Below are 14,995 nucleotides of genomic sequence, written 5' to 3'. Positions count from 1 at the left end.
AAGGAGGGATGGGCATGACCAAGTTCTCGATCATGGTGGACGAGGTGCACAGGGTGCTCGGCTGGATACCCGGCCCACGTTCCGAAGGCTTGCAGGAGAGGCTCGTCAGGCTCTGCCGGGAACACTGGCAGGAGATGCGCGGGCCGATGCCGGACACCCGCCTGGCGAAGGTGCTGTGGGGGACGCCGCCCCATCTCGCCTACCTCTTCGCGCATCTGTATGCCACCGGCGACCCGCGCCTGGCGGACGTGCTCGGCCACCTCACCCCGCAACAGGGGCTTGCGCTGCTCGTGCTCGCCGAGATCGCGCAGGGGGATGCCGAGGGTGCGCGCAGCGCGTATGCGGAGATGCACGTGTTCGAGTCCCCCGCGGCGCGCGAAGCCTGGCTGGAGACCCTGCGCGCCGGACCGGGCGGTCATGCGCCGGAGGCGAGGCTGCGGCACGCCCATCGTCCTGTCCTCTGGCGGGCGGTGGTGGAGTTCGCCACCCAGACCGGGCGCTGGGATCTCGACGGCGTGCTGGCTGGCCTCGGTCTGCTGGGGGAGGTCCAGGCCGGGGCGCTGCCGGTGGAGCCTGACGCGCAGCCCCTCCTGGCCCTGCTCGACGAGCTCGGTGTGACCATCCTCGGCGTCGAGGCGGAGCACCTGCGCTTTGCGGTGCGCGGCGAGGAGCACGAGCCCGTCCACTTCAAGAAGATCACGGAGATGTTGTCCGAGGGGCGGGAAGTGGAGGGGATTTAGTTTGGCATCGCCGAAGGGTGGGGGAGCCGGGAAACACCTTGCCTTTCCCTAAGCTGCTAGACTTCGCGCCCATGCTGAACCTCAACCATCTCTCCCTCCGCCGCGGTCCGAAGCTGCTGTTCCGCGACGCGAACTTCCAGATCCATCCCGGCCAGCGCGTGGGCGTGACCGGGGCCAACGGCTGTGGCAAGTCCAGCCTGTTCGCCTTGCTGCGTGGTGAGCTCTCGCCCGACGCGGGCGAGGCGGTCTATCCGTCGCACTGGGTGTTGGCGCACGTGGCGCAGGAAACTCCGCCGGATCCGCGCCCCGCCATTGAATATGTCCTCGATGGTGATACGGAGCTGCGAGCCATCGAGCGCGCCATGGCCGAGGCCGAGGCCGCGGGGGAGGGGACGCGCCTGGCCGAGCTGCACGGGCGGCTGGAGGCGATCGGCGGCTATGAGGCGCGCGCCCGCGCCGCGCGCCTGCTGCATGGCCTCGGTTTCGCGCCCGGAGCGGAGTTGCGCCCGGTGGCCGAGTTCTCCGGCGGCTGGCGGATGCGCCTGAACCTTGCCCGCGCGCTGATGTGCCGCTCCGACCTGCTGCTCCTGGACGAGCCGACCAACCACCTGGACCTTGAGGCCGTGGTCTGGCTGGAGGACTGGTTGAAAGGCTACCGCGGCACCCTGCTGTTGATCTCGCACGATCGCGACTTTCTCGACGCCGTTTGCACCCACATCGTGCACATCGAGAACGAGGCGGCGATCCTCTACACCGGCAATTACAGCGCCTTCGAACGCCTGCGTGCCGAGCGTCTGGCGACCCGCCAGGCCGAATACGCGCGCCAGCAGCGCGAGATCGCCCACATCCGCGGTTTCGTCGACCGCTTCAAGGCCAAGGCGAGCAAGGCCAGGCAGGCGCAGAGTCGTCTCAAGGCCCTCGAGCGCATGGAGCTGATCGCCGCCGCGCACGCGGACTCCCCCTTCCATTTTGCCTTCCAGCCGCCCGAGAAACTGCCCAACCCGCTCCTGCGTCTGGATGGGGTCAGCGCGGGCTATGGCGAGCGGCCGGTGCTAGGCGGAGTGAAGCTGATCCTCGCCCCGGGGGATCGGATCGGTCTTTTGGGCGTCAATGGCGCGGGCAAGTCGACCCTGATCAAGCTCTTGGCGGGCGAGATCGCGCCGCTTGCTGGAGAGCGCCTGCCGGCCAAGGATCTGCGCGTCGGCTATTTCGCCCAGCACCAGCTCGAGCAGCTTCGTCCAGAGTGGACGGCGCTCGAACATCTGCGCCATGAACATCCTCAGGTCCCCGAACAGGAGCTGCGCGACTACCTCGGCGGCTTCGGTTTCGTGGGCGACATGGCGCTCGCTCCGGTTGCGCCGTTCTCGGGCGGCGAGAAGGCCCGCCTGGTGCTCGCCCTGCTGGTCTACCGTCGGCCGAACCTGTTGCTGCTCGACGAGCCGACCAACCACCTCGACCTCGACATGCGCGATGCCCTGGCCCTGGCGCTCCAGGACTTCGAGGGGGCCATGGTGATCGTCTCGCACGACCGGCACATGCTGCGCACCTGTGCCGACCGGTTGTGGCTGGTGCATGGCGGGCGGGTGGATGAGTTTCCGGACAGCCTGGATGACTATCCGCGCTGGCTGGCGGCCCAGCAGGTCGCCTCCCATCCGGTGGCGGCCGTCACCGCCGAGGCCGAGCACAGCGCCGCGGCGCGCAAGGACCGCCGACGCTTGGAGGCCGAGTTGCGCAAGCGCCTGCAACCCCTGCGCCGGGAGGTGGAGCGGCTGGAGGCCGAGATGGGGCGCCTCACGGGGGAGAAGGGGACGCTGGAGCAGACCCTCGCCGATCCCGCGATCTATGCCGAATCCAGCAAGGAGGAGCTCAAGCGCCTTCTTGCGGACAAGGCGCGGGTCGATGCCGCCCTCGCCAAGGTCGAGGAGGAGTGGCTTGCGGCCAGCGAGGCGCTGGAGGAGGCGATGCAGGCGGCCGAAGGCTAGGGAAGGTCTGAAAAAATGCTTCTCCCTAACCCTCCCCCACCAGGGGGGAGGGAACGTGCCACATGCCGGGTTTTTCAGCGTTTCCCCAAGGACCGTGAGGCGTTGCCCCGCCCCCTGTCACCGCTCCGCAGGAGACCGATGAAGGCGATGTAGGAGGCCCGCCCCGGGCCGACGGGCATTTCTCCTCCAAAGCCCGGCGTGGTTTGTGAGGCGATCCGCTGGGCCGGCAGAGGAGGGCTCAGGCCCCCGAGGCCTCCTCGGGATGGAGGTGTGGATACGGCTTCGGCGGTTCCGGCGTCAGCACGGTGTCCTCCGGCGGCCCCGGCAGCAGGCCAGGATGGTCGAGGATGTAGTGCAGACCGCGGCTCTCCTTGCGTGCCATGGCACAGCGCACGATCAGCTCGGCCACCACCACCAGATTGCGCAGTTCGATCAGGTTGTGGGTGACGCGGAAATGACCGTAGTAGTCGTTGATCTCCCGCTTGAGCAGGTCGATGCGGTTGAGGGCGCGTTCCAGGCGCTTGGTGGTGCGCACGATGCCCACGTAGTCCCACATGGTCTGCCGCAGCTCGTGCCAGTTATGGCTGACGACGACCTCCTCGTCGGAGTCGGTCACCTGGCTCTCATCCCACTCCGGAATCTCCGGTAGGGCGTTGGCCTCCCGCATGCGGCGGGCGATGTCCTGCGCCGCGGCCCGGCCGTAGACCAGGCACTCGAGCAGCGAGTTGCTCGCCAGCCGGTTGGCGCCGTGCAGGCCGGTGTGGCTGACCTCGCCAATCGCATACAGGCGGTCGATGTCGGTGCGGCCGTGCTCGTCCACCATCACCCCGCCGCAGGTGTAGTGCGCGGCCGGGACCACCGGGATGGGCTGACGGGTGATGTCGTAGCCGTACTCCAGGCAGCGGGCATAGATGGTGGGGAAGTGCTCGCGCACGAACTCCGGCGGCTTGTGACTGATGTCCAGATACACGCAGTCCAGCCCCAGGCGCTTCATTTCGTGGTCGATGGCGCGGGCGACGATGTCGCGCGGCGCCAGCTCGCCGCGCGGGTCGTAACGGTGCATGAAGGGGGTGCCATCCGGCAGCAGCAGGCGCCCGCCCTCGCCGCGCACCGCCTCGGAGATCAGGTAGGTCTTGGCGCGCGGATCAAAGAGGGCGGTGGGGTGGAACTGGATGAACTCCATGTTCGCCACCCGGCAGCCGGCACGCCAGGCCATGGCGATCCCATCCCCGGTCGAGCCATCCGGGTTGGTGGTGTAGAGGTAGACCTTGCTCGCGCCGCCGGTTGCCAGCACCACGAAACGGGCGCGGAAGACTTCGACATGCCCAGTGTTGCGGTTGAGGGCATACGCGCCCACGCAGCGGTCGCCCTCAAGCCCCAGGCGGCGGGTGGTGATGAGGTCGATGGCGGTGTGCTGATCGAGCAGGGTGATGGTCCGGCGTGCACGGGCGGCGCGCAGGAGGGTGCTCTCCAGCGCCGCGCCGGTCGCGTCCTGGGCGTGGGCCACCCTCCGGTGACTGTGCCCCCCCTCGCGGGTCAGATGCAGGCGCCCTTTCTCACGGGTGAAGGGCATGCCCAGGCGCTCGAGCCAGCCGATGAGGTCGGCAGCCTCCGAGGCGATGCGTTCGACCACCGCACGATGGGGCAGGGCCGCTCCCGAGTCCAGGGTGTCCTCGACATGGCTGGCCACGCTGTCCGTGGGATCCAGCACGGCCGCGATGCCCCCCTGAGCCCATTGGGTGCTGCCCTCGAACATGGCGTTCTTGGCCAGCACCCCGACCCGCAGGCCGCCGGGCAGATGGAGCGCGCAGGTCAGCCCTGCGGCCCCGCTGCCCAGGATGAGCACGTCGAAGGTGTGAGGAGCAGCGGTCATGCGGGTGATCCCATCGTTCGGTCCATTTACGTTGTATGATTCCAACAATATCGACAATCCCGCTTTGACGGAACCTTCCCGCCCCGCAGCCGTCTATCCCCTTGTGCATGGGACGTGATGTGGGGGGTAACCCAGGAATGCAGCACGCATGTCGTCCAGTCCAACCGACCAGCAACTCGTCGCCCGTGCGCGCGAAGGCGACCAACGCGCCTTCGAGTTGTTGGTGCGCAAATACCAGCACAAGGTGCTCAAGCTCATCATGCGCTACGTGCGGGACATGGACGAGGCCATGGATCTGACCCAGGAAACCTTCGTCAAGGCCTGGAGAGCGTTGGGCTCCTTCCGTGGCGAGAGCGCCTTCTACACCTGGATCTACCGCATTGCCGTCAACACGGCCAAGAATCACCTGGTCAGCGTGCAGCGTCAGCCCTACACGGTCGATCTGGATGCCGACGAGACGGACCAGTATGCCGCCGAGCCCGGCCTGACCGACACCGACACGCCGGAGGGTGAGGCGCTGGGGAGTGAATTGCACCGCGTGGTCATGCAGGCCATCCACGACCTGCCGGAAGACCTGCGTACCGCCATCACCCTGCGGGAGCTGGAAGGGCTGAGTTACGAGGAAATCGCCGAGGTGATGGGATGCCCCATCGGCACCGTCCGTTCGCGGATCTTCCGTGCGCGTGAAGCGATCGACAAGCGCCTGCAGCCCTTGCTGGGCTGAGCGGGCGGGAGAATGCAGATGAACAAACCAAGCCTTGATGAAACCCTGTCCGCCATGCTGGACGATGCCCTCAGCCGCCATGAGGTCGACCAGTTGCTCGAGCAATTGCGCCATGATCCGCAGGGGAGTGAGCGCATGGGGCGCTACAGCCTGATCGGCATGGCCATGCGGGGCGAGCTGGTGGAAGCCCCTTCGCGCGACATGACGGCGCGCATCATGGCCAGCATCCGGGCCGAACAGATGGCGCCGGCACGCCGGGTCACGCTGCTCGACACCCTCCGCGAGGGGCTGCGCACCTGGCGTATTCCCGCCTTGGGGCTAGCCCTTGCGGCCACCGTGGCGGGCGTTGCCGTGCTGGTGATCCAGCCCGCGCAGCAAAACCCGGATGGATCGTTCGTCGTCCTCTCCGCCCCGCAGGGGCCGCAGCACACCGTTCAGGTCGCGGCCAAGGGCGCGCAGGAGGCGCAGGAGGCGGATGTCATGCCCGATCCTTATCTCGTTCAGCACCTGACCTATGCCGAGGGTGGTCCGATGACCTCCATGGCCTCCAATATCCGCCTGGTAGCCTACGAGCGTCCCTGATGCCTCTTGCCCTGAATCGCCTTCTCCCCATCGCCTTTCTCCTCGGGCTTGCCGGTGCCGCAGACGCCTCGCCGGGGACCGAGGCCTTGCTCCAGCGCATGGCGCACACCATGCACACCGTCAATTACGAGGGGCTGCTGCTGCATGTCCAAGGGCAGGAGGGCGATACCCGCACCCTGCGCATCTTTCATCTCTTTGATGAACAGCATGGCGAGCGTGAGCGCCTGGTGAGCATGGATGGCCCGCCGCGGGAGGTGTTGCAGGAAGGGGATCGTTGCACCTGTGTCTGGCCGCGTGCGCGGCTGGTGGTCACCGGCCGTGCTCCTTCATGGCGAGGACGTTTGTCCGCCGAGCGCTTTGGCGAGACGGCCCAGCTGTCCAAGTTCTACGATTTCATCCAGAACGGGGATGCGCGCGTGGCCAACCTGACCTGCAAAGTGGTCAGGCTGGTGCCCAAGGACTCTTACCGTCATGGCTACCGCCTGTGCATCCACGAGCCGAGCGCCATGTTGCTCCGTCTCGAGCTGCTCGATGGCGACCGGCGCCTGGAGATGAGCCAGTTTGCCAGCCTGCGCATCGTGCCGGAGATGGGTGAGGAGGCCATGCGTCTGAGCACGGACATCCAGGGGTTCCGCGTGGTGGAGGAGCCTTTCGAGGAGAAACCTTTTCAGCCGCACTGGATTGCCACGACCTTGCCGCCTGGCTATGCCTTGCGCAATGCGGCTGAGCGTCGCAGCCCACACAACGGCAAGGTGCTGGAGCATCTCATCTATTCTGACGGCCTGGGCAGTGTGTCGGTCTTTATTGAACGCCAATCCGAGCAGGCGCCGCCTGAGCAGGCCGGAAGCGGTGTCATGCACCGCGTCACGCGCGACGCGGACGGATTCCGTCTGACGGCCATTGGCGAGGCGCCGGAGGCCGCCATGCGCATGATCCTCGACGGTCTGCGTCCGATGGGGGCGCCCTGAGATGCTCGAGGCACGGGGCAGAGTGGTCGCCATCGAGGACGGCATGGCCTGGGTCGAAAGCCCGCGCCAGTCCGCCTGCGGCAGCTGCGCCTCCAAGGGGCATTGCGGCACCGGCCTGCTGGGGGATGCGCTGATGGGCGGCAAGGTGAGCCGTATGGCCGTGCGCGACACGCTCGGCGTGCGGGTGGGGGATGAGGTCATCCTCGGCCTGCCGGAAGAGGGCGTTGTACGTGCCTCGCTGCTGCTCTATGGCCTGCCTCTCGCAGGCTTCGTCGGCGGCATGGCCCTGTTTCAGCCGGCCGGGGAAGGCTGGTCCCTCTTGGCGGGGGGGCTTGGCCTTGTCGGTGGGCTGTTGCTGCTCGGCCCCCTTGGCCGGCGTGCCGCGGGCCGGCAGGCCGAACCCCGCATCCTCGCCCGTATCCAGGGCCCCGTGGTCGCCCGCTGTAATGTCCATCCATGAAAAAGCATTTCTTCGCCCTGCTGCTGGGCCTGACTCTTGCGGGCTGTTCCGAACCGAAGGTCGCCCTGCCTGATTTCAGCGATCTCGTCGATCGCGCCGCGCCTGCGGTGGTGAATATCAGCACCACCCTCAAGAACACCCCCAAGTCCGAGACGGCGATGGCGAATCCGTTTCCGGAAGGGTCCTCCCTGGGCGAGCTGTTCCGTCACTTCTTTGGCTCTCCCGATCAGGGCGAGGGGGAGGATGAGGGCTCGCTCGGCTCCGGCTTCATCCTCGAGCCCGATGGCTATATCCTGACCAACCAGCACGTCATCGCCGATGCGGAGCAGATCGTGGTGCGCCTCTCCGATCGGCGCGAGCTGGTGGCGACGGTGGTTGGACAGGATGTCACGAGCGATATCGCCCTGCTCAAGGTGGACGCCAGCGGCCTGCCGACCCTGCGGATGGGCAATGCGGACAAGCTGCGCGTGGGCGAGTGGGTGCTTGCCATCGGCACCCCATTCGGCTTCGACCATTCCGTCACCGCCGGCATCGTCAGCGCCAAGGGCCGCGGCATTCCGAACGACAGCAACCAGACCTACGTGCCCTTCATCCAGACCGACGTGGCGATCAACCCCGGCAACTCGGGTGGGCCCCTGCTCAACATGCGCGGCGAGGTGGTGGGCATCAATGCGCAGATTTACACCGAATCCGGCGGCTACATGGGGCTGTCCTTCGCCATTCCGGTGAATCTCGCCATGGAGGTGGTGGATCAGCTCAAGCGTCAGGGGCATGTCTCGCGCGGCTTCCTTGGCGTGCAGGTGCAGGACATGGATCGCGAGCTGGCCGCGGCCTTCGGCCTGGACCGGCCGGTCGGCGCCCTGGTGGTGCGGGTGCTGCCCGACAGCCCGGCCGAACGTGCGGGCCTGCTGCCGGGGGACGTGGTGCTGGAGGTGAATGGAGTATCACTCGCGGACGCCAGCAGCCTGCCGATGCTGGTGGGGCGCATCCCGCCGGGTGGAGAGGCCAAGCTGACTGTCGCGCGGGAGGGCAAGTTCGTCACCCTGCGCCTGCGCGTGGTTGAAACGCCCGAGGCCGCCTCGGCCCCCCAGGCTCCCGAGGCGGATGCACCGACCACGCCCACCCGTGCCCCCCGAGGCCATCCGCAGCTGCACCACGCCTGATATCGCCCCGCCTCATGGCGGGGTTGCTGGTATACTCCGCGCCTCTTTGCTTACCGATCGCATTCCATGGATCAAGCCCACATTCGCAATTTCTCCATCATCGCCCACATCGACCACGGCAAGTCGACCCTGGCCGACCGCTTCATCCAGCTCTGCGGGGGCCTGGAGGCGCGTGAGATGGAGGCCCAGGTGCTCGATTCGATGGACATCGAGCGCGAGCGCGGTATCACCATCAAGGCGCAGAGCGTGTCGCTGCGCTACGTGGCGCGCGATGGCCAGGAGTATGAGCTGAACATGATCGACACCCCGGGCCACGTGGACTTCTCCTACGAGGTGTCGCGCTCGCTCGCCGCCTGTGAGGGGGCGCTCCTGGTGGTGGATGCCTCGCAGGGGGTGGAGGCGCAGTCGGTGGCCAACTGTTACACCGCCATCGACCTTGGCCTTGAGGTGGTGCCGGTGCTCAACAAGATGGACCTGCCGAATGCCGACCCCGAGCGGGTGGCCAAGGAGATCGAGGACATCATCGGCATCGACGCGAGCGATGCCGAGCGCGTCTCGGCCAAGAGCGGCCTGAACGTGCCAGAGCTGCTCGAGGCCCTGGTCAAGCGCATCCCGCCGCCCTCCGGCAAGGAGGACGGTCCGCTCAAGGCACTGATCATCGACTCCTGGTTCGACAACTACGTCGGCGTGGTCGCCCTGGTGCGCATCGTCGATGGCGAGCTGCGCCTGAAGCAGAAGATCCGCATGATGGGCACCCGCGGGGTGTTCAGCGTCGACAAGGTGGGGGTGTTCACCCCCAAGCGTCAGGATCGCGAGGTGCTGAAGACCGGCGAGGTCGGCTTCATGATCGCGGGGATCAAGGAGATCGACGCGGCCAAGGTGGGCGACACCATCACCGATTTCGAGAATCCCGCCGCCGAGCCCCTGCCGGGCTTCAAGGAGGTCCAGCCGCGGGTGTTCGCCGGTCTCTACCCGGTGGAGTCCGAGGACTACGAGAACCTGCGTGAGGCGCTGCGCAAGCTGCGCCTGAACGATGCCGCCCTGCATTTCGAGCCGGAGGTGTCGCAGGCGCTGGGGTTCGGCTTCCGCATCGGTTTCCTCGGCCTCTTGCACATGGAGATCATCCAGGAGCGTCTGGAGCGCGAGTACAACCTGGATTTGATCACCACCGCCCCGACGGTGGTGTATGAGGTGGTGACCACCTCGGGCGAAACCCTGCACATCCACAACCCCGCCGACCTGCCGCCGGTCTCCAACATCAGCGAGATGCGCGAGCCGATCATCGAGGCCAACATCCTCGTGCCGCAAGACTATGTCGGCAACGTCATCACCCTGTGCATCGAGAAGCGCGGGGTGCAGAAGCAGATGCTCTACCTTGGCAACCAGGTCTCGCTCAAGTTCGAGCTGCCGCTCGCCGAGGTGGTGATGGACTTCTTCGACAAGCTCAAGTCGGTCAGCCGCGGCTACGCCTCGTTCGACTACCACTTCCTGCGCTTCCAGCAGGCCCCGCTGGTCAAGCTCGATGTACTCATCAACGGCGAGCCGGTCGATGCCCTGTCGATGATCGTCCACCGGCAGATCTCCGAAGCGCGCGGGCGCGAGCTGTGCGAGAAGCTCAAGGAGCTGATCCCGCAGCAGCAGTTCGAGGTACCGATCCAGGCCGCGATCGGCGGCAAGATCATCGCGCGCACGAATATCAAGGCCTTGCGCAAGAATGTTCTGGCGAAATGTTACGGTGGTGACGTCTCCCGCAAGCGCAAGCTCCTGGAGAAGCAGAAGGAAGGCAAGAAGCGGATGAAGTCCATCGGCCGGGTCGAGGTGCCGCAGGAGGCCTTCCTCGCTGTGCTGCAGATGGACAAGAAGTAAGGCGACGCATGAATTTCGAACTCATCCTGGTGCTGGCCACCCTGTTCACCGGCGTGGTCGTTGGCATCGATCGGCTGTATTTCCGCCGCGCGCGTGAGGAGGCGCAGGGCAAGGAGCCGCTGCTGGTCGAATACTCGCGCAGCTTCTTCCCCGTGCTGCTGGTCGTACTGCTGCTGCGCTCGTTTGTCGCCGAGCCCTTCCGCATCCCCTCCGGCTCGATGATGCCGACCCTGGAGGTCGGGGATTTCATCCTGGTCAACAAATTCGCCTACGGCATCCGCCTGCCGGTGCTGCGCACCAAGGTGGTGGCGCTTGGGGAGCCGAAACGCGGCGATGTGGTGGTGTTCAAGTACCCGCAGCAGCCCGAGGTGGACTACATCAAGCGCATCATCGGCCTGCCGGGGGATCGCGTGCGCTACGAGAACAAGCAGTTGTTCATCAACGGGAAGCCGATGCCCCTCAAGCCGCTCGGCGTCTATTCCGGCGATGGGCCGCAGGGGCGCATGCTGGGCGCGCAGATGTTCGAGGAAGACCTCGCGGGCGTGCTGCACGCCATCCTCCAGCGCCCGGAGGCCCAGGGGCCGGAGGGCGAGATCGTCGTGCCGGCCGGGCAGTATTTCGTCATGGGCGACAACCGCGACAATAGCAACGACAGCCGTTATTGGGGCTTCGTACCGGAGGAAAATCTGGTCGGCCGCGCTATGCTGATCTGGATGCATTTCGACGGCGAAGCCGTGCGTCTCGATTTTTCTCGCATTGGCATGGGCATCCATTGAGTCACAGGGAGAATCATGATGGGTTACAGACAGCAGCGGGGCATGAGCTTCATCGGCCTGTTGATCACCGCCTCCTTCCTTGGGGTGCTCATCGTGGCGGGGCTCCATATCCTGCCGCTCTATCTTGATGACATGAAAATGACCACCATCTTCCGCGCTTTGGAGAAGGAGGGGAACGGTCAGATGTCGCGCAGCGAGATCGTCAAGTTCATTCAGGCGCGCATGGACATCAACGAGATCGACGACAAGATCGTGCTCGAGGGGGTGCTGGTCGAACCCACCCCGGGCAACGGCAAGCGGGTGGTGTTCGAGTACGAGGCCCGCGCCCCCCTGCTTGGCAACCTGGATGCGGTGGCGACCTTCCGCCATGAAGTGATCATTCGCTGACCATGGCCGACCCCCTCAAGCGCCTGGAGGAGCGCATCGGGCACACCTTCACGGATCCGGCCCTGCTCGAGCTCGCGCTGCGCCATCGCAGTGCCGGCGGTCGGCACAACGAGCGGCTGGAGTTCCTGGGCGATGGCCTGCTCAACTTCGTGATCGCCGACGAGCTCTACGCCCGCCGGCCGAAGGCGAGCGAGGGTGAGCTTTCCCGCTACCGGGCGAGCCTGGTGCGCGAGGATACCCTGGCGGAGCTCGCCGCCGAGCTCGATCTTGGCGACTACCTCATCCTCGGCAGCGGCGAGCTGAAATCCGGTGGTTACCGGCGCGGTTCCACCCTGGCGGATGCCTTCGAGGCGATGATCGGCGCCGTCTACCTGGACGCGGGGTTTGAGCCTGCGCGTGCGCTGATCCTGCGCCTGTACCGCGACCGCCTCGAACACCTCCCGGCCCAGGCGGGGCAGAAGGACCCGAAGACGCGCCTGCAGGAGTGGCTGCAGGGGCGTCAGCGGCCCCTGCCCGAGTATGAGGTCATCGATACCCTCGGTCAGGCCCACGCCCAGACCTTCGTGGTCGAGTGCCGGGTGGACGGGCTCGACCAACCCACCACGGGCCGCGGCACCAGCCGTCGCCGCGCCGAGCAGGCCGCCGCGGAGGCGGCTCTGTCCCTCCTTCAACCGGGTGCGAACGTTTCATGAGTCACCGTTGCGGTTACGTCGGCATCGTGGGCCGCCCCAACGTGGGCAAGTCCACCCTGCTCAACACCCTGATCGGGCAGAAGATCAGCATCACCGCGCCCAAGCCGCAGACCACGCGGCACACCATCATCGGCGTCAAGACCCTGCCGGAGGCGCAGATCCTCTATGTCGATACCCCGGGGCTGCACAAGAGCACCGGGCGTGCTTTGAGCCGCGTACTCAATCGCACGGCGCAGGGCATCCTCGAGGGCGTGGACGTGGTGGTGTTCCTGATCGAGGCCATGCGCTGGACCGATGAGGATGCCGAGGTGCTGGAGCGCCTGCGCCAGGTCAAGGTGCCGGTGATCCTCGCCATCAACAAGGTGGACCTTACGGCCGACAAGACCGCGTTATTGCCCTTCCTGCAGCAGATGGCGGAGCGTTTCGACTTTGCCGAAATCATCCCCATCTCCGCACGCAAGGGCAGCAACCTCGCCCGGCTGGAACAGGCCGTCGCCGAGCGTCTGCCCGAAGGGCCCGCGGCGTATGACGAGGACACCCTGACCACCGCGAGCTCCCGCTTCATCGCCGCCGAGTTCGTGCGCGAGCAGATCACCCGCCTGGCGCATGCCGAGGTCCCCTACGGGGTCACGGTCGAGATCGAGAACTACACCGTCGAGCCGGGGCTGACGCGCATCGACGCCCTGATCTGGGTCGAGCGGGAAGGGCAGAAGGCCATCCTGATCGGCAAGAACGGCGAGATGCTCAAAGAGATCGGCCGCCGCGCCCGCATCAACCTCGAGAACCTGCTCGGCACCAAGGTCTTCCTGCGCCTGTGGGTCAAGGTCAAGGGTGGCTGGTCGGATGACGAGCGCGCCCTGCGCGCGCTGGGGTACGGCGAGTCTTGAGCCCTGCGCGTCCAGCGCACGGGGAGGAGGGCTACATCCTTCACGCCCGGCCCTGGCGCGACACCAGCCTGCTGCTCGAGGTGTTCCTGCGCGAGGGCGGGCGGCGCGGCGTGATCGCACGGGGTGCGCGGGGCAACAGCCGCCTGCGTGCCCGTCTGCAACCCTTCCGCCGCGTGTGGCTGGACCTGGGCGGGCGGGGCGAACTGGCCCAGCTGCGTGCCGTCGAGGAACTGGCGGGCCCGCCCCGGCTTGCGGGCGGACGGGTGCTGGCCTGCGGTTATTACCTCAATGAGCTCGTGCTGCGGCTGTTGCCGCGCGAGGACGCCCATCCCGAATTGTTCGACCGCTACGCCGAGGCGCTCGAGTCCTTGGGCGGTGGTGCGCCTGAGGCCCCCATCCTGCGCCTGTTCGAGAAGCAGCTGCTCGAAGCGCTAGGCTGGGCCCCGGCCTGGGACGATTGTGCCGATGGCACGCCGGTGGAGGCGGAGGGGATGTATCATGTCCACCCTGAATCCGGCGTGTGCCGGGCGGAGGGTAGTCCTGCCGCCGTGCGTGGTCTCAGCCTGTTGCATCTGGCCGCAGGGCGCTGTGACGACCCGGCCACCGCGCGCGAGATCCGCCTGATCCTGCACGGCCTACTGGCCCCGCACCTCGGTCCCAGGCCCTTGCGCTCGCGCGAGCTGCTGGCGGTGACCCTGGGCGCAGGGCGAGCATCCACCCCATCCATCGGCTGAAGGAAGCCACCACCGTGAACCATCCGCATGACATCATCCTGCTTGGGCTGAACATCGACCATGTCGCCACCCTGCGCCAGGCCCGCGGGGAGATCTACCCCGAGCCGGTCCATGCCGCCCTGCTGGCCGAGCAGTCTGGCGCCGACTCCATCACCCTGCACCTGCGCGAGGACCGCCGCCACATCCAGGATCGCGACGTCGAGATCCTGCGCGGCCTGTTGCAGACCCGCATGAACCTTGAGATGGCAGTGACCGAGGAGATGCTCGCCATTGCCGAGCGTCTGAAGCCGCAGGACTGCTGCCTGGTGCCGGAGCGGCGCGAGGAGCTGACCACCGAGGGCGGGCTCGACGTGCTGGGCCAGGAGGCACGCATGAAGGAGGCCTGCGCCCGCCTCGCCGAGGCCGGGGTGCGGGTGTCGCTGTTCATCGACGCCGACCCGGCCCAGGTCGAGGCCGCCGTGCGGGTGGGCGCGCCGGTGATCGAGATCCACACCGGCCATTACGCCAATGCCCACGGCCTGGCCCGCCAGCGCGAGTTCGAGCGCATCGAGCGCGCCGCCATCCACGCGGCGGAGTTGGGTCTGCAGGTCAATGCCGGCCATGGCCTGCACTACCACAACGTGCAGCCGATCGCCGCCATTCCGGTGATGCGCGAGCTCAACATCGGTCACGCCATCATCGCGCGCGCCATCTTCGTCGGTCTGGCGGAGGCCGTGCGCGAGATGAAGCGGCTGATGGTCGAGGCGCGGCTGATGAGCCGTTGAGGGCGGCATGATCCACGGCATCGGCACCGACATCGTCGCCATCGCCCGCATGAGCCGCCTGTGGGCGCGCTATGGCGAGGCACTCGCGGCACGTCTGCTGGCGGAGGACGAGCGCGCCCGTCTGGCCGGTCAGGCCGACCCGGCCCGTTTCCTGGCCAAGCGCTTCGCCGCCAAGGAGGCCGCCGCCAAGGCCCTGGGCACCGGCTTTCGGGACGGCCTGGCGCTCAGGCACATTGCCGTGGACCACGACCCCCTGGGTAAACCCCTGCTGCGCCTGCACGGCCCGGCGGCGTCGCTTGCTGAGCGCCTGGGGGTGCGCGAGGCCCATCTCTCCTTAAGCGACGAGGCCGAGTATGCGGTGGCCTTCGTCGTCCTGACGCGCTGAGGAAGCCTGCAT

The 14,995-nt window shown here is 67.0% G+C and carries 16 protein-coding genes; 15 read left to right on the top strand and 1 reads right to left on the bottom strand.

Features of this window, described 5'->3' with window-relative positions; translation table 11 throughout:
* Window positions 1–14: 14 nt before the first annotated feature.
* Window positions 15–740, top strand: a complete 726-nt coding sequence (locus tag V6D91_RS01430; protein WP_347317404.1) for a hypothetical protein — start codon at window positions 15–17, stop codon at window positions 738–740.
* A 71-nt stretch (window positions 741–811) separates the two neighbouring features.
* Window positions 812–2,722, top strand: coding sequence for an ATP-binding cassette domain-containing protein (locus tag V6D91_RS01425; RefSeq protein WP_347317403.1), 1,911 nt, complete (start codon window positions 812–814; stop codon window positions 2,720–2,722).
* Window positions 2,723–2,960: 238 nt separating this feature from the next.
* Here the strand turns inward: V6D91_RS01425 and nadB are convergent, their stop codons facing one another.
* Window positions 2,961–4,595, bottom strand: coding sequence for an L-aspartate oxidase (nadB, locus tag V6D91_RS01420; RefSeq protein ID WP_347317402.1), 1,635 nt, complete (start codon window positions 4,593–4,595; stop codon window positions 2,961–2,963).
* A gap of 148 nt (window positions 4,596–4,743) precedes the next feature.
* Between nadB and rpoE the strand changes: the two genes are divergently transcribed.
* The 13 genes from rpoE (at window position 4,744) to acpS (ending at window position 14,983) form a co-directional block, all read left to right on the top strand.
* Window positions 4,744–5,319 carry an RNA polymerase sigma factor RpoE gene (gene rpoE, locus V6D91_RS01415; RefSeq protein ID WP_347317401.1) on the top strand — a complete coding sequence of 192 codons (576 nt, stop codon included), beginning with the start codon at window positions 4,744–4,746 and terminating at the stop codon, window positions 5,317–5,319.
* An 18-nt stretch (window positions 5,320–5,337) separates the two neighbouring features.
* Complete coding sequence (locus V6D91_RS01410; RefSeq protein ID WP_347317400.1) at window positions 5,338–5,901, top strand: sigma-E factor negative regulatory protein; 564 nt, start codon at window positions 5,338–5,340, stop codon at window positions 5,899–5,901.
* Window positions 5,901–6,869: a MucB/RseB C-terminal domain-containing protein gene (locus V6D91_RS01405; RefSeq protein ID WP_347317399.1), complete on the top strand. Its 969-nt coding sequence runs from the start codon at window positions 5,901–5,903 to the stop codon at window positions 6,867–6,869. The genes V6D91_RS01410 and V6D91_RS01405 overlap by 1 nt, the downstream gene beginning before the upstream one ends.
* Before the next feature lies 1 nt (window position 6,870).
* Complete coding sequence (locus V6D91_RS01400) at window positions 6,871–7,329, top strand: SoxR reducing system RseC family protein (RefSeq protein ID WP_347317398.1); 459 nt, start codon at window positions 6,871–6,873, stop codon at window positions 7,327–7,329.
* Window positions 7,326–8,492 (top strand): Do family serine endopeptidase, encoded by a 1,167-nt coding sequence (locus V6D91_RS01395; RefSeq protein WP_347317397.1) that lies wholly within the window; start codon window positions 7,326–7,328, stop codon window positions 8,490–8,492. The genes V6D91_RS01400 and V6D91_RS01395 overlap by 4 nt, the downstream gene beginning before the upstream one ends.
* Window positions 8,493–8,558: 66 nt before the next feature.
* A complete protein-coding gene (gene lepA, locus V6D91_RS01390; RefSeq protein WP_347317396.1) occupies window positions 8,559–10,358 on the top strand; it encodes a translation elongation factor 4 in 1,800 nt (599 codons plus the stop codon).
* A gap of 8 nt (window positions 10,359–10,366) precedes the next feature.
* Complete coding sequence (lepB, locus tag V6D91_RS01385; RefSeq protein ID WP_347317395.1) at window positions 10,367–11,134, top strand: signal peptidase I; 768 nt, start codon at window positions 10,367–10,369, stop codon at window positions 11,132–11,134.
* A gap of 42 nt (window positions 11,135–11,176) precedes the next feature.
* On the top strand, window positions 11,177–11,521 hold the full coding sequence (locus V6D91_RS01380; protein ID WP_347317394.1) for a DUF4845 domain-containing protein: 345 nt from the start codon (window positions 11,177–11,179) through the stop codon (window positions 11,519–11,521).
* Window positions 11,522–11,523: 2 nt separating this feature from the next.
* The gene (rnc, locus tag V6D91_RS01375) at window positions 11,524–12,213 is read left to right on the top strand and encodes a ribonuclease III (protein WP_347317393.1); all 690 of its coding nucleotides are present in this window, start codon (window positions 11,524–11,526) and stop codon (window positions 12,211–12,213) included.
* Window positions 12,210–13,100 (top strand): GTPase Era, encoded by an 891-nt coding sequence (gene era, locus V6D91_RS01370; protein WP_347317392.1) that lies wholly within the window; start codon window positions 12,210–12,212, stop codon window positions 13,098–13,100. The genes rnc and era overlap by 4 nt, the downstream gene beginning before the upstream one ends.
* Window positions 13,097–13,834, top strand: a complete 738-nt coding sequence (gene recO, locus V6D91_RS01365; protein WP_347317391.1) for a DNA repair protein RecO — start codon at window positions 13,097–13,099, stop codon at window positions 13,832–13,834. The genes era and recO overlap by 4 nt, the downstream gene beginning before the upstream one ends.
* 14 nt (window positions 13,835–13,848) lie before the next feature.
* The gene (gene pdxJ / locus V6D91_RS01360) at window positions 13,849–14,598 is read left to right on the top strand and encodes a pyridoxine 5'-phosphate synthase (protein WP_347317390.1); all 750 of its coding nucleotides are present in this window, start codon (window positions 13,849–13,851) and stop codon (window positions 14,596–14,598) included.
* Between the two features lie 7 nt (window positions 14,599–14,605).
* Window positions 14,606–14,983, top strand: coding sequence for a holo-ACP synthase (gene acpS / locus V6D91_RS01355; protein WP_347317389.1), 378 nt, complete (start codon window positions 14,606–14,608; stop codon window positions 14,981–14,983).
* Window positions 14,984–14,995: the final 12 nt, after the last annotated feature.

The sequence above is a fragment of the Thiofaba sp. EF100 genome, assembly GCF_039822285.1.
Lineage (GTDB): Bacteria > Pseudomonadota > Gammaproteobacteria > Halothiobacillales > Halothiobacillaceae > Thiofaba.
The sequence above is the reverse complement of the archived record's forward strand: the minus strand, read 5'-3'. Positions and strand labels throughout refer to the sequence as shown.